At 65.1% G+C, this 14,471-nt stretch carries 17 protein-coding genes; all 17 read left to right on the top strand.

From position 1 onward, the window contains the following. Window positions 1-315 precede the first annotated feature (315 nt). The 17 genes from AC1RNC_RS07460 to AC1RNC_RS07540 all read left to right on the top strand — a co-directional run bounded on the left by AC1RNC_RS07460 (window position 316) and on the right by AC1RNC_RS07540 (window position 14,465). Window positions 316-693, top strand: a complete 378-nt coding sequence (locus tag AC1RNC_RS07460) for an NADH-quinone oxidoreductase subunit A (protein ID WP_125158569.1) — start codon at window positions 316-318, stop codon at window positions 691-693. After that, window positions 663-1,265: a NuoB/complex I 20 kDa subunit family protein gene (locus tag AC1RNC_RS07465; RefSeq protein WP_492838606.1), complete on the top strand. Its 603-nt coding sequence runs from the start codon at window positions 663-665 to the stop codon at window positions 1,263-1,265. The genes AC1RNC_RS07460 and AC1RNC_RS07465 overlap by 31 nt, the downstream gene beginning before the upstream one ends. After that, window positions 1,262-1,873, top strand: a complete 612-nt coding sequence (locus tag AC1RNC_RS07470) for an NADH-quinone oxidoreductase subunit C (RefSeq protein ID WP_492885014.1) — start codon at window positions 1,262-1,264, stop codon at window positions 1,871-1,873. The genes AC1RNC_RS07465 and AC1RNC_RS07470 overlap by 4 nt, the downstream gene beginning before the upstream one ends. Window positions 1,874-1,876: 3 nt before the next feature. Beyond that, window positions 1,877-3,127: an NADH-quinone oxidoreductase subunit D gene (locus AC1RNC_RS07475; protein WP_492838602.1), complete on the top strand. Its 1,251-nt coding sequence runs from the start codon at window positions 1,877-1,879 to the stop codon at window positions 3,125-3,127. After that, window positions 3,124-3,456 (top strand): nuclear transport factor 2 family protein, encoded by a 333-nt coding sequence (locus AC1RNC_RS07480; protein ID WP_492885016.1) that lies wholly within the window; start codon window positions 3,124-3,126, stop codon window positions 3,454-3,456. Before AC1RNC_RS07475 ends, AC1RNC_RS07480 begins: the two co-directional genes overlap by 4 nt. Beyond that, a complete protein-coding gene (gene nuoE / locus AC1RNC_RS07485; RefSeq protein ID WP_492885018.1) occupies window positions 3,453-4,142 on the top strand; it encodes an NADH-quinone oxidoreductase subunit NuoE in 690 nt (229 codons plus the stop codon). Before AC1RNC_RS07480 ends, nuoE begins: the two co-directional genes overlap by 4 nt. A 1-nt stretch (window position 4,143) precedes the next feature. Continuing rightward, window positions 4,144-4,368: a hypothetical protein gene (locus AC1RNC_RS07490; protein ID WP_492885020.1), complete on the top strand. Its 225-nt coding sequence runs from the start codon at window positions 4,144-4,146 to the stop codon at window positions 4,366-4,368. Further along, on the top strand, window positions 4,365-4,631 hold the full coding sequence (locus tag AC1RNC_RS07495; RefSeq protein WP_395443429.1) for a hypothetical protein: 267 nt from the start codon (window positions 4,365-4,367) through the stop codon (window positions 4,629-4,631). Before AC1RNC_RS07490 ends, AC1RNC_RS07495 begins: the two co-directional genes overlap by 4 nt. Window positions 4,632-4,634: 3 nt before the next feature. Next, complete coding sequence (gene nuoF, locus AC1RNC_RS07500; protein ID WP_492885022.1) at window positions 4,635-5,954, top strand: NADH-quinone oxidoreductase subunit NuoF; 1,320 nt, start codon at window positions 4,635-4,637, stop codon at window positions 5,952-5,954. A 5-nt stretch (window positions 5,955-5,959) separates the two neighbouring features. Then, window positions 5,960-8,020, top strand: coding sequence for an NADH-quinone oxidoreductase subunit NuoG (nuoG, locus tag AC1RNC_RS07505; protein WP_492885024.1), 2,061 nt, complete (start codon window positions 5,960-5,962; stop codon window positions 8,018-8,020). Further along, window positions 8,021-9,082, top strand: a complete 1,062-nt coding sequence (nuoH, locus tag AC1RNC_RS07510; RefSeq protein WP_492885504.1) for an NADH-quinone oxidoreductase subunit NuoH — start codon at window positions 8,021-8,023, stop codon at window positions 9,080-9,082. It abuts the gene before it with no gap. Then, a complete protein-coding gene (locus AC1RNC_RS07515; RefSeq protein WP_492104506.1) occupies window positions 9,082-9,321 on the top strand; it encodes a hypothetical protein in 240 nt (79 codons plus the stop codon). Before nuoH ends, AC1RNC_RS07515 begins: the two co-directional genes overlap by 1 nt. A gap of 72 nt (window positions 9,322-9,393) precedes the next feature. Continuing rightward, a complete protein-coding gene (nuoI, locus tag AC1RNC_RS07520; protein WP_056051151.1) occupies window positions 9,394-9,885 on the top strand; it encodes an NADH-quinone oxidoreductase subunit NuoI in 492 nt (163 codons plus the stop codon). 83 nt (window positions 9,886-9,968) lie between these two features. Then, window positions 9,969-10,586: an NADH-quinone oxidoreductase subunit J gene (locus AC1RNC_RS07525; RefSeq protein ID WP_492838584.1), complete on the top strand. Its 618-nt coding sequence runs from the start codon at window positions 9,969-9,971 to the stop codon at window positions 10,584-10,586. Continuing rightward, window positions 10,583-10,888, top strand: a complete 306-nt coding sequence (gene nuoK / locus AC1RNC_RS07530; protein WP_099577602.1) for an NADH-quinone oxidoreductase subunit NuoK — start codon at window positions 10,583-10,585, stop codon at window positions 10,886-10,888. Before AC1RNC_RS07525 ends, nuoK begins: the two co-directional genes overlap by 4 nt. 8 nt (window positions 10,889-10,896) lie before the next feature. Further along, the gene (nuoL, locus tag AC1RNC_RS07535) at window positions 10,897-12,966 is read left to right on the top strand and encodes an NADH-quinone oxidoreductase subunit L (protein ID WP_492885027.1); all 2,070 of its coding nucleotides are present in this window, start codon (window positions 10,897-10,899) and stop codon (window positions 12,964-12,966) included. Continuing rightward, entirely contained in the window at window positions 12,963-14,465 is a 1,503-nt protein-coding gene (locus AC1RNC_RS07540; protein WP_492885029.1) for an NADH-quinone oxidoreductase subunit M, read from the top strand. The genes nuoL and AC1RNC_RS07540 overlap by 4 nt, the downstream gene beginning before the upstream one ends. Window positions 14,466-14,471 lie beyond the last annotated feature (6 nt).

Genomic DNA, 14,471 nt, shown 5'->3' on the forward strand with positions numbered 1-14,471 from the left:
CGCATATCCCTTCGCCGAAGCGAAAGTGCGACCCGCCCTGCGGCGAGGGGCGTCTGATATGTCGGGCGAAGACTCGTGTCAACGGCCATATCGAAGAAGCGGCAAATAGCCCGGCGGGGCTGGGCGATTTCATGTGGATGGAGCAGAGCGGGGCGGTCGCGCCGGTCCTTTGAGACACAGACGAAAGCGTTCGCGTGCAATCGATCGCCGTTAGCGGAAACAACTCTAGTTGCGATCGTTTCTCAATGTGGTTCCGGCGTTTGAAGCGTTGGCGACAGTGGGCTACAACCCGCTCGATTCAAGCCAAGGGCTGTCATGACCGCCTTCCTTCTCCAGTATCTGCCGATCGTGATCTTCCTAGGGATCGCGGCGGCCATCGGCATCGTCTTCATCCTCGCGGCAGCCGTGCTTGCGCCGAAGGCGCCGGACCCGGAAAAACTGTCCGCCTACGAATGCGGCTTCAACGCCTTCGACGATGCGCGCATGAAATTCGACGTCCGGTTCTATCTGGTGTCGATCCTCTTCATCATCTTCGACCTGGAAGTGGCGTTCCTGTTCCCCTGGGCGGTCACGCTGATGAAGCTGCCGCACGACGTGGCCCAGTTCGCCTTCTGGTCGATGATGACCTTCCTGGGCGTGCTGACCGTCGGCTTTATCTATGAATGGAAGAAGGGCGCCCTCGAATGGGAGTGATCGTTCCCGCCAATTCATCGTCGGTTCCGGCGCTTTCGGGCGGCCGTTCGACGGTCGAGGGCTATGACCCCAAACTGCACGACCCGTTCTTTGATGGCGTCTCGCAGCAGCTGGCGGACAAGGGCTTTATCACGGCCGCCGCCGATGACCTGATCACCTGGGCCCGCACCGGTTCGCTGATGTGGATGACGTTCGGCCTGGCGTGCTGCGCCGTCGAGATGATGCACTCGGCCATGCCGCGTTATGACCTGGAGCGCTTCGGCTTCGCGCCGCGCGCCAGCCCGCGCCAGTCGGACGTGATGATCGTCGCGGGCACCCTGACCAACAAGATGGCTCCGGCCCTGCGCAAGGTCTATGACCAGATGCCGGAGCCGCGCTACGTCATCTCGATGGGCAGCTGCGCCAATGGCGGCGGCTACTATTACTACAGCTACAGCGTCGTGCGCGGCTGCGACCGCGTCGTGCCGGTCGACATCTACGTGCCGGGCTGCCCGCCGACGGCCGAAGCCCTGGTCTACGGCGTGCTGCAGCTCCAGAAGAAGATCCGTCGCACGGGGACGATCGAGCGATGAGCCAAGACCTCGATACCCTGGGCCAGGACATCGTCGCCCGCGCGCCCGGCGTGCTGGGCCACTCGGTGGCGTTTGGTGAACTGACGATCGTGGCCAAGGCCGCGACCGTGGTCGAGACCCTGACCTTCCTGCGCGATGACGCGGCCTGCCGCTTCCACCAACTGGTCGACCTGACGGGCGTGGACTATCCGGAGCGAGCCGCGCGCTTCGACGTCGTCTATCACCTGCTGTCGATGGTGAAGAACACCCGCGTCCGCCTGAAGGTGATGACGGACGAGGACACCCCGGTGCCCAGCGCCACGCCGGTGTTCCCGGTCGCCGACTGGTTCGAGCGCGAGGCGTTCGACATGTTCGGTATCTTCTTCGAAGGCCATCCGGACCTGCGCCGGATCCTGACCGACTACGGCTTCCACGGCCACCCGTTGCGGAAGGACTTCCCGATGACGGGTTATGTGGAAGTGCGCTACGACGACGAGCTCAAGCGCGTCGTCTATGAACCCGTCAAGATCACCGAGTTCCGCGCGTTCGATTTCCTGTCTCCGTGGGAGGGTGCCAAGTACGCCCTGCCGGGCGACGAGAAGGCCGAGAAGCGGGCAGGGGACGCTTAAATCATGACTGGCGCCAATTCGCCCGCCGCGGCGACCGACTTCTTCCGCGATCAACCGACGACTCCGGCCATCCCGGAGACGCCCGTTCGCAAGTTCAACATCAACTTCGGCCCGCAGCACCCGGCCGCGCACGGCGTGTTGCGCCTGGTGCTCGAGCTGGACGGCGAAATCGTCGAACGCGTCGATCCGCACATCGGCCTGCTGCATCGCGGCACCGAGAAGCTGATGGAAGCGCGCACCTACCTGCAGAACATCCCGTACTTCGACCGCCTCGACTACGTGGCGCCGATGAACCAGGAGCACGCGTTCTGCCTGGCCATCGAGAAGCTGCTGGGCGTGGAAGTGCCCCGGCGCGGCCAGATCGTGCGCGTGCTGTTCTGCGAGATCGGTCGCATCCTCAATCACCTGCTGAACGTGACGACCCAGGCCATGGACGTCGGCGCCCTGACGCCGCCGCTCTGGGGCTTCGAGGAGCGCGAGAAGCTGATGGTGTTCTACGAGCGCGCCTGCGGCGCTCGCCTGCACGCCAACTATTTCCGTCCGGGCGGCGTCCACCAGGACCTGACCCCCAGCCTGATCGACGACATCGAGACCTGGGCGAAGGCTTTCCCCAAGATCTGCGACGACATCGAAGGCCTGATCACCGACAACCGCATCTTCAAGCAGCGCAACGTCGACATCGGCGTCGTGACCAAGGAAGACGCCTGGGCCTGGGGTTTCTCGGGCGTGATGGTCCGGGGCTCGGGTATCGCCTGGGACCTGCGCCGCAACCAGCCCTACGAGAACTACAACGAGTTCGAGTTCGACATCCCGCTGGGCAAGAATGGCGACTGCTACGATCGCTATCTCTGCCGCATGCAGGAGATGCGCGAGTCGACGAAGATCATCCTGCAGGCGGTCGCCATGCTGCGCGGTACGCCGGGTCCTGTGCTGACCGAAGACAACAAGGTCAGCCCGCCCCGTCGCGCCGAGATGAAGCGTTCGATGGAAGCCCTGATCCATCACTTCAAGCTCTACACCGAGGGTTTCAAGACGCCGGAAGGCGAGGTCTACGCAGCCGTCGAAGCCCCCAAGGGCGAGTTCGGCGTCTACGTGGTCAGCAACGGCGCCAACAAGCCGTATCGCGTGAAGATCAAGGCGCCGGGCTTCTCGCACCTGGCGGCGATGGACTGGATGAACCGCGGCCACCAGCTGGCCGACGTTTCGGCCATCCTGGGCTCGCTCGACATCGTGTTCGGCGAGGTCGACCGGTGAGCCTGGAAGCGATAGCCCAAGCTCAGCTGGACGCCTACAACGCCCAGGACCTGGACGCGCACTGCACCCACTTCGCCGACGACGTCGTCGTGGCGGGCCTGAACGGCGACGTGGCGCGCACGGGGCTCGACGCCTATCGCGCCTTCTACGCCAAGACCTTCGCCGAGTTCCCCAAGAACCAGGCCAAGCTGCTGAACCGCATCGTGGTCGGTGCGAACGTGATCGACCACGAGCATGTTGACCGCGGCAACGGCGATGCGCCGTTCCAGGTCGCCGCCATCTACACCTTCAAGGGCGACAAGATCGTCCGCGTGGATTTCGCCCGATGAGTGTTCGTCGTCTCGCCAAGGAACAGCCGGCCAGCTTCGCCTTCTCCAAGGACAGCCAGGCCAAGGCCGACTGGTGGAAAGCCAAGTATCCCGCCGCCCGCAAGCAGTCGGCGGTGATCCCGATGCTGTGGCTGGCCCAGAAGCAGGAAGGCTGGATCTCGGAACCGGCGATCCAGGAGATCGCCAAGCAACTCGAGATGCCGGTCATCCGCGTGCTGGAAGTGGCCACCTTCTACGTGATGTTCCAGCTGCAGCCGGTCGGCAAGGTCGCCTTCGTGCAGCTGTGCGGCACCACGCCGTGCCAGCTGCGCGGCGCGCTGGACCTGAAGGCCGTGCTGAAGGCCAAGATCGGCGACGCCAACCACGTCTCGGCCGACGGCAAGTTCAGCTGGGAAGAGGTCGAGTGCCTGGGCGCCTGCTGCAACGCCCCGATGGCCGCGATCAACGACTACTATTACGAGGACCTGACGCCGGAGAGCCTGGCTCAGATCCTCGACGACTTCGCGGCTGGCAAGTCGCCCAAGCCGGGCAGCTACGACGGTCGGGGCGCCTCGGAACCGAAGGGCGCGATCCACACCCTGACGGACCCGAAGCTGTACGACGGCAGCTACGCCAAGAAGATCAAGATCCCGAACCTGCCGGAGAAGCCCAAGGCCACGAAGGCCAAGCCTGAGGCGACCGCCTAACATGACCGCCGACGCCGCCCTGCAAAAGAAGCGCCTGACCGCGATGCTCGTCATCAACGCGGTGTGCTTCGTGCTGGCTGGCGTCGCGATCTATGGCGCGGTGTCGCTGCGGATCGACTGGCTGCGGCTGGTCTTTCTGGGCGCCATCATCGCGGGCCTGGGCTCGCACGTCTGGTTCATCCTGGGCTGGATGCGCGGCCCCAAGGGAGAGGGGACTTCGTCATGATTGACGACAGCGAACTCAACCTCCGCCGCGCGGCCTATGCCGACACCATCCGGGGCCTCCATCGCCGTGAACGCGGCGTGGGCTTCGTGGCGTGCCTGCTAGGCGCGATCCTGCTGATCTGGGGTCGCACCGTGCAGGGCGCCCCGTTCTGGGCGGTCGTCGCCGGTCTGGTCACGATTGGCGCCGGCTGGCTGCTTTTCGCCTATGTCATCATTCGTCGGACGCGCTATGTGCGCGCCCATCCATTCGATCCGCAAAGCTGAGTCATGGTCGGTATCCTCGAAGACAAGGACCGCATCTTCACGAACCTCTACGGTCTCCATGATTGGGGCCTCGAGGGCGCGAAGAAGCGCGGCTGCTGGAATGGCACCAAGGACATCCTGGACGCCGGGCGCGACTGGATCATCGACAACATGAAGAACTCCGGCCTGCGCGGCCGGGGTGGGGCGGGCTTCGGCACCGGCCTGAAGTGGTCGTTCATGCCCAAGGAAGTGAAGGACGGTCGTCCGCACTACTTGGTCGTCAACGCCGACGAATCCGAGCCGGGCACCTGCAAGGACCGGGAGATCATGCGGCATGATCCGCACCTCCTGATCGAGGGCTGCCTGATCGCCTCGCGCGCCATGCTGGCCCACGCCTGCTACATCTATATTCGCGGCGAATATGTCCGTGAGCGCGAAGTGCTGGAAGCCGCCATCAAGCAGGCCTACGAGGCCAAGCTGATCGGCAAGAACAACGTCCACGGCTGGGACTTCGACCTCTACGTCCACCACGGCGCCGGCGCCTATATCTGCGGCGAAGAGACGGCCCTGCTGGAAAGCCTGGAAGGCAAGAAGGGCCAGCCGCGCCTGAAGCCGCCGTTCCCGGCCGGCGCGGGCCTCTACGGCATGCCGACCACGGTCAACAACGTCGAGAGCATCGCCGTCGCCGGCACGATCCTGCGTCGTGGCGCCGCCTGGTTCGCGGGCTTCGGCCGTCCGAACAACGCCGGCACCAAGCTGTTCTGCGTCTCGGGCCACGTGAACCTGCCTTGCAATGTCGAAGAAGCCATGAGCATCCCCTTCCGTCAGCTGATGGAAGATCACTGCGGCGGCATCCGCGGCGGCTGGGGCAACCTCAAGGCCGTCATCCCGGGCGGTTCGTCCGTGCCGATGATCCCGGCCGAGCAGTGCGAAGACCTGCCGATGGACTTCGACGCCCTGCGGAACCTGCGCTCGGGTCTCGGCACCGCGGCCGTCATTGTCATGGACAAGTCGACCGACCTGGTCCGCGCCATCGCCCGCCTGAGCTACTTCTACAAGCACGAGAGCTGCGGCCAGTGCACGCCGTGCCGCGAAGGCACCGGCTGGATGTGGCGCGTCATGGAGCGCATGGCGACCGGCGAGGCCGATCCGAAAGAGATCGACACCCTGCTGGACGTCACGACCCAGGTCGAGGGTCACACCATCTGCGCCCTGGGCGACGCGGCCGCCTGGCCGATCCAGGGCCTGTTCCGTCACTTCCGCCACGAGGTGGAGGAGCGGATCGCTTCCTATCGTAGCGGTCGCCTGCACGTGCAGGGCGCCAAGCTGATCGCGGCGGAGTAACGATTATGGCTATCGCCAAGGTCAACGGCGTCGAAGTCGAGTTCGAACCCGGCATGACGGTTCTGCAGGTCGCGGAACTGGCTGGGGAAGAGATCCCGCGCTTCTGCTATCACGAGCGCCTGTCCATCGCCGGCAACTGCCGCATGTGCCTGGTCGAGGTGAAGCCCGGCCCGCCGAAGCCTCAGGCCTCGTGCGCCCTGCCGGCCGCCGAGGGCCAGGAGATCTTCACCAAGACCCCGATGGTCAAGAAGGCCCGCGAAGGGGTGATGGAGTTCCTGCTCATCAACCACCCGCTGGACTGCCCGATCTGCGACCAGGGCGGCGAGTGCGACCTGCAGGACCAGGCCGTCGGCTACGGCCGCGACGACAGTCGCTATGACGAGAACAAGCGCGCGGTCGAAGAAAAGGCCATGGGCCCGCTCATCAAGACCGTGATGACGCGCTGCATTCAGTGCACGCGCTGCGTCCGCTTCATCACCGAAGTCGCCGGCTCGCCGGAGATCGGCCTGATCTCGCGCGGCGAAGACGTTGAAATCACGACCTATCTGGGCGCGGCGGTGACGTCGGAGCTCAGCGCCAACGTGATCGACCTGTGCCCGGTCGGCGCCCTGACCTCCAAGCCCTACGCCTTCGAAGCCCGTCCGTGGGAGCTGAAGAAGACCGAGAGCATCGACGTCATGGACGCGCTGGGCTCGTGGATCCGCGTCGACAGCCGCGCCGCCGCCGTGCTGCGCGTGCTGCCGCGCAACAACGACGACGTCAACGAGGAGTGGATTTCGGACAAGACACGCTACGCCGTCGACGGCCTGGGCCGTCAGCGTCTCGACCGTCCGTACGTCCGCGTCGGCGGCAGCCTGAAGCCGGCGACCTGGGCCGAAGCCTTCGCCGCCATCGCCGCCAAGATCAAGACGACCGCGCCCGAGCGTATCGGCGTCATCGCCGGCGACCTGCAGGACGCCGAGAGCCTGAAGGCGACCAAGGACCTCTTCACCGCCCTGGGCGTGAAGAACCTGGACAGCCGCCAGGACGGCGCCGCGCTGGGCGCTGGCCCGCGCGAGAGTTGGCTGTTCAACTCGACGATCGCCGGCATCGAGAACGCCGACGTCGTGCTGTTCGTCGGCGCCAATCCGCGCATCGAGGCCCCGGTCCTCAATGCCCGCTTCCGCAAGCAGTGGATCGCCGGCAAGACCCGCTTCGGCGTCATCGGCGAGCAGGCCGATCTGACGTTCGACTACGACTACCTCGGCGCCGGCGCCAAGACCCTGTCGGGTCTGGCCAAGAGCAAGGGCGACTTCATCGACGCCCTGAAGGCGGCCGAGCGTCCCGCCATCATCATCGGCCAGGGCGCTCTGGCCCGCGCCGACGGCGCGGCCATCCTCAAGGCCGCCGCCGGCCTCGCCAAGACCGTCAAGGTCGTGCGCGAGGGTTGGAACGGCTGGAACGTCCTTCACACCGCCGCCGCGCGCGTCGCCGGTCTCGACATGGGCTTCGTCCCGGCCGAGGGCGGTCTGGCCACGGCCGACATGCTGAAGCCGGGCGCCCTGGATGTCCTGCTCCTGCTGGGCGCCGACGAGTGCGAGACGGCCGCCTCGGGCGCCTTCAAGATCTATCTCGGCACGCACGGCGACAACGGAGCCCACAAGGCCGACGTGATCCTGCCGGGCGCGGCCTACACCGAGAAGAACGGCCTCTACGTGAACCTCGAAGGCCGGGTCCAGATGGGCCGCCGCGCGGTGTTCCCGAAGGGCGAGGCCAAAGAAGACTGGTCGATCCTGCGCGCCCTGTCGGAGGTGCTGGGGCACAAGCTGCCCTACGACAGCCTGGACCAGCTGCGCGCCAAGCTGTTCGCCGACCACCCGACCTTCGGCCAGATCGACTACGCGCCGGGCTCCGTCGCGACCTCGTTCGATGTCGGCGCGCTCGGCGCTGACGGCGAGGTCTCGGACGCGCCGTTCGAAAGCCCGATCAAGGCTTTCCACCTGACCAACCCCGTCGCGCGCGCCAGCGTGACCATGGCCGAATGCGCGGCCGTGGCGTCCGGCGCCGCCAAGATCGCCGCGGAGTAAATCGTGGGCTCGACTTCTCCGCTTCTCTGGTTTGGGCTGACGACCGGCGGCATCCTGCTCGTCGTGATCTGGGTCCTGCTGAGCCTGGCCTTCCTGCTGCTGGCCGACCGCAAGATCTGGGCCGGCGTCCAGATGCGCAAGGGCCCCAATGTCGTGGGTCCGTTCGGCCTGCTGCAGTCCTTCGCCGACTTCTTCAAGTTCGTGCTGAAGGAGATCGTGATCCCGGCTGGCGCCGACAAGATCATCTTCATCCTGGCGCCGCTGATCAGCCTGGTCCTGGGCTTCGTCGGCTGGGCCGTGGTGCCGTTCGCGCCGGGCTGGGTCGTCTCGAACCTCAATGTCGGCATTCTCTATCTGCTGGCGATGAGCTCGCTGGGCGTCTACGGCATCATCATGGGCGGCTGGGCTTCGAACTCGAAGTACCCGTTCCTGGGCGCGCTGCGTTCGGCGGCGCAGATGGTGTCGTATGAAGTCTCGATCGGCCTGATCATCATCACGGTGATCCTGCTGGCTGGTTCGATGAACCTGTCGACCATCGTCGAGAAGCAGTCGGGCTGGTTCTGGAACTGGAACGTCTTCGGCGGCGGCCTGAAGAACATCATCCTCGTGCCGATCATGGTCGTCTCGATGGGCATGTTCTACATCTCGGCCCTGGCCGAGACCAATCGCCCGCCCTTCGATCTGCCGGAAGCCGAATCCGAACTCGTGGCCGGTTACCAGGTCGAGTACAGCTCGACGCCGTACCTGCTGTTCATGGTCGCCGAGTATTCGAATATCGTCCTGATGTGCGCCATGATCAGCGTACTGTTCTTCGGCGGCTGGAATCCCGGTTTCCCGACCGACTTCCTGAAGAGCTGGGGCTGGTGGGGCAATCTATTCCTGGCCTTGGTGTTCTACGCCAAGATCTGCTTCTGGTTCTTCATGATCGCCATGGCGAAGGCCATCGTGCCGCGCTACCGCTACGACCAGCTGATGCGCCTGGGTTGGAAGGTGTTCCTGCCGACCTCGCTGGTGCTGGTGGCCGCGGTCGCCGCCTGGCGCGTGTTCGGTCCGGGGGCCTGATGCGTCGCGCCGCGATCCTTGTGCTGGGTCTTTCCGGACTTGCCCTGACGGCCTGTGCGGGCGTCGCGGCGACGGATCGGTCCTATTCGCTGGGCGACGGGGTGGTCAGCTATGACGACCTCCGCCGCGAAGGCGACAAGTGCAAGGCCTCGGGCGGCGTGATCCAGGCCAAGCAGGACGGGGGCGACCCCGCTCAGCTGTCGAACTACACCTGCGTGATCCCGCGCGGGCCGAAATAGGGGCTTTCAGCCCAGATCGAGACGGGGAGGGGCCAACGCCCCTTCACGAAGTATAGGTTTAGGAGAGCTCTGGTGTTCCAGCGCATCACTCAAGCGGTCAAGGGCGCTGCCCTTCTGGACTTCGCCGGCGCCTTCGGCCTGGCCATGAAGTACATGATCGCGCCGAAGAAGACGGTGATCTATCCGAACGAGCGCGGCCCGCAGTCGCCGCGCTTCCGGGGCGAGCACGCCCTGCGCCGGTATCCGTCGGGCGAAGAGCGCTGCATCGCCTGCAAACTCTGTGAAGCCATCTGCCCGGCCCAGGCCATCACCATCGAGGCCGAACCGCGCGAGGACGGCAGCCGCCGCACGACCCGCTACGACATCGACATGGTCAAGTGCATCTACTGCGGCCTGTGCCAGGAGGCCTGCCCGGTGGACGCCATCGTGGAAGGCCCGAACATCGAGTTCGCGACCGAGACCCGCGAAGAGCTCTACTACGACAAGGAACGTCTTCTCGATAACGGCGACCGCTGGGAGCGCCTGATCGCGAAGAATCTGGAGTTGGACGCGCCCTACCGTTAAAGGGACGGGCGAATCCTAGGAGGCGGCGCGCCGTTCGGCCGCGTCGTCATTGGACTTAAGTTTTCAGGGGAGCACCTGGGCCAATGGCCTTGCAGGCGATCGCTTTCTATCTGCTGGCTTTCACGACCATCGCGGCGGGCTTGCTCGTCGTGTCGGCGCGGAATCCCGTGCACTCGGTGCTCTTCCTGATCACCGCCTTCTTCTCGGCCGCCGGCCTCTTCGTCCTGCTGGGCGCGGAGTTCCTGGCGATGCTGCTGATCGTCGTCTATGTGGGCGCGGTCGCGGTGCTGTTCCTGTTCGTCGTCATGATGCTGGACGTGGACTTCGCCGAACTCCGGCAAGGCTTCGTGCAGTACCTGCCGTTCGGCGGGGCGATCGCCCTGGTCATCGCCACCGAGATGGTGATGGTCGTGGCCGCGGTCGCCACCAACGGCGCGGCCTCGCGGAACGCGCTGCCAAACGCTTCGCCGGGCGGTGTTCCGAACACCGAGGCGATCGGTCGGGTGCTCTACACCGACTATGTCTTCTTCTTCCAGCTGGCGGGCCTGGTGCTGCTGGTCGCCATGATCGGCGCCATCGTCCTGACCCTGCGCCACAAGCCGGGCGTCAAGCGCCAGGACATCGGCAAGCAAGTCGCCCGTACGCCGAAGACCGGCATGGAACTGGTCCAGATCAAGCCGGGTGAGGGGATCTCCGAATGATCGGCCTGTCGCACTATCTCGTCGTCGCCGCGATCCTGTTCACGATCGGCGTCTTCGGCATCTTCGTGAACCGCAAGAACGTCATCGTCATCCTGATGTCGATCGAACTGATCCTGCTCGCGGTGAACATCAATCTCGTGGCGTTCTCTTCGTTCCTGCACGATGTGGCGGGGCAGATCTTCGCCATGTTCGTGCTGACCGTCGCCGCCGCCGAGGCGGCCGTGGGTCTGGCCATTCTCGTCACCTTCTTCCGAAACCGCGGCGACATCGCGGTTGACGACGCCAGCATGATGAAGGGCTAAGCGACGTCATGCAGACGCTTGTCACCATTCTCGTTTTCGCGCCGATCATCGCCGCGGCCATCGCCGGCCTGTTCGGTCGCCGCATCGGCGACGTGGCCTCGCAGTCGGTCACCACCGGCGCGCTGATCCTGGCCTGCGGCCTTAGCTGGTACACGTTCAGCCAGTGGACCTGGGGGCACATGGAAGCCTTCACCGTCCATCTGCTGCCGTTCATCCACATCGGCGACTTCCAGGCCGACTGGTCGATCCGCATCGACGCCCTGTCGGCGACCATGCTGATCGTGGTCACGACCGTTTCGATGCTCGTGCATATCTATTCCTGGGGCTACATGGCCGAGGACGACAGCAAGCCGCGCTTCTTCGCGTACCTGTCGCTGTTCACCTTCGCCATGCTGTCGCTGGTCACCGCCGCCGACTTCATGCAGCTGTTCTTCGGCTGGGAAGGCGTGGGCCTGGCCTCGTACCTGCTGATCGGCTTCTGGTACAAGAAGCCGTCGGCCAGCGCCGCGGCCATCAAGGCCTTCGTGGTCAACCGGGTCGGCGACTTCGGTTTCGCCCTCGGCATCATGACCACCTTCTGGGCGTTCGGCACGATCCAGTTCGCCGAGCTGTTCCCGATGATCGCCAGCCACGCCGGCAAGACCTGGGAATTCGCCGGCCACACCTGGCCGCTGATGGATATCGCCTGCTTCCTGCTGTTCATCGGCGCGATGGGCAAGTCAGCGCAGTTCTTCCTGCACACCTGGCTGCCGGACGCCATGGAAGGCCCGACCCCGGTCTCGGCCCTGATCCACGCGGCCACCATGGTGACCGCCGGCGTCTACATGCTGTGCCTGCTGTCGCCGATGTTCGAATACGCCCCGGTGGCCAAGAACATCGTCACGGTGATCGGCGCGGTGACGGCCCTGTTCGCCGCCACGGTCGGCCTGACCCAGAATGACATCAAGCGCGTGATCGCCTACTCGACCTGTTCGCAGCTCGGCTACATGTTCTTCGCCGCCGGCGTTGGCGCCTACCAGGCGGCCATGTTCCACCTGTTCACCCACGCCTTCTTCAAGGCGCTGCTGTTCCTGGGCGCCGGTTCGGTGATCCACGGCATGCACCACGAGCAGGACATGCGGAAGTACGGCGCCCTGGCCAAGCTGCTGCCGGTGACCTTCATCGCCATGACGATCGGCACGATCGCCATCACGGGCCTGGGCTTCCCGCCGCTGCACCTGGGCTTCGCCGGCTTCTACTCGAAGGACACCATCATCGAAGCGGCCTTCGCCGCGGGCGGCCAGAACGGCATCGCCATGTTCGCCTGGGTGATCGGCGTGCTCGTCGCGGGCCTGACCTCGTTCTACTCGTGGCGCCTGGCCTTCTTCACCTTCAACGGCAAGGCGCGCTGGGGTCATGACGACCACCACGCCCACGGTGACGCCCACGCCGCCCAGGGTCACGACGCCCATGCGCACGGGGCGCACGATGACCACGCGCATGACGATCACGGCCATGGTCACGACCACAAGCCGCATGAGAGCCCGTGGGTGATGCTGATCCCGCTGGTGGTGCTGTCGCTGGGCGCGATCTTCGCCGGCTTCGTGTTCACCGACTACTTCGTCGGCCACCACCAGGAAGAGTTCTGGCGCGGCGCGATCTACAACGCCCCGACCAACCACGTCCTCCACCAGGCGCACGAAGTGGCCGAGTGGGTGAAGTGGAGCCCGCTGATCGCCTCGATCCTGGGTCTGCTGGTCGCGGTCTACGTCTACCTCATCAAGGGCAACGAGCGGCTGGGCCTGAAGCTGGCCGAGCGCAAGGGCCCGCTGTACGTCTTCTTCTACAACAAGTGGTTCTTCGACGAACTTTACGACGCCACCTTCGTGCGCTTCGCCAAGTTCCTCGGCGACCTGTTCTGGAAGGGCGGCGACCAGAAGATCATCGACGGCCTCGGCCCGGACGGCGTCAGCAAACTCTCCTATGAGGTAGGCAGGCGCACCGGCAAGCTGCAGACCGGCTATCTCTATCACTACGCGTTTGTCATGCTGCTCGGCGTCGCCGGCCTGCTGACCTTCGCCCTGTACGCCTTCCGTTGAGGGGGACGGAGCTTATGAGCGGCCTTCTCAGCCTTACGACCTTCGCGCCGATCGTCGGCGTCGCGGTGATCCTCGCCGCGCGCGCCTTCAGCGGCGCGAGCGAAAAGACCGACACCCTGGCCAAGTGGATCGCGCTCGCGACCACCCTGGTCACGTTCGGCCTGTCGATCGTCCTGACCCTGCAGTTCGATCCGAAGAACCCGGGCTTCCAGTTCGTGGAAGACTTCGCCTGGTTCGCGGGCCTGCATTACCGTATGGGCGTGGACGGCATCTCGGTGCTGTTCGTCCTGCTGACCGCGTTCCTGCTGCCGATCTGCATCATCGCCAGCTGGAAGTCGATCGAGAAGCGCGTCGTCGAATATCTGATCGCCTTCCTGGTCCTGGAGACCCTGGTGATCGGCGTATTCTGCGCGCTCGACCTGATCCTGTTCTATCTCTACTTCGAATTCAGCCTGGTCCCGATGTTCCTGATCATCGGCATCTGGGGCGGCAAGCGTCGGATCTACGCGGCCTACAAGTTCTTCCTCTACACGCTGCTGGGTTCGATCCTGATGCTGGCCGCCATCCTGGCCATGATCAATATCGCCGGCACCTCGTCGATCCCGGCGCTGATGACGTTCAAGTTCGCTCCGTGGCTGCAGACCTGGCTGTGGCTGGCCTTCTTCGCCTCGTTCGCGGTGAAGATGCCGATGTGGCCGGTGCACACCTGGCTGCCCGACGCCCACGTGGAAGCCCCGACGGCCGGTTCGGTCATCCTGGCCGGCATCCTGCTGAAGCTCGGCGGCTACGGCTTCATGCGCTTCAGCCTGCCGATGTTCCCCAACGCCTCGGAGATGTTCCAGCCGCTGGTGTTCGCGATGTCGGCCATCGCCATCGTCTACACCTCGCTGGTCGCCTTCCGTCAGACCGACATCAAGAAGCTGATCGCCTATTCGTCGATCGCCCACATGGGCTTCGTGACCATGGGCATCTTCTCGGGTAACGCGGCGGGCGAGCAGGGCGCCCTGTTTCAGATGCTGAGCCACGGGGTGATCTCCGGCGCGCTCTTCCTCTGCGTCGGCGTGGTCTACGACCGCATGCACACCCGCGAGATCGCCTTCTACGGTGGCCTGACCAACCGGATGCCGCACTACGCCTTCGTGTTCCTGCTGTTCACCATGGGCAATGTCGGCCTGCCGGGCACCTCGGGCTTTGTCGGTGAAATCCTGACCATGACCGGCGTCTACAAGGCGTCGACCTGGACGGCGATCGTGGCGGCCACCGGCGTGATCCTGTCGGCCATGTACGCCCTGACCCTTTATCGCCGGGTCATGTACGGCGAGATCACCAATCCCGAGCTGAAGACCATCACAGATCTGGACGCGCGCGAGATCGTGCTGTTCGTGCCGCTGATCGCGATGACCCTGCTGCTGGGCGTCTATCCCAATCTCGTGTTCAACCTGACCGCGACGTCCGTCGACGCGCTCGTCGGCGCCTGGCGCGCCGCCGTGGGCGGGTGAGGAGCC

The sequence above is a fragment of the Caulobacter sp. GW822-FHT01G02 genome, assembly GCF_058802865.1.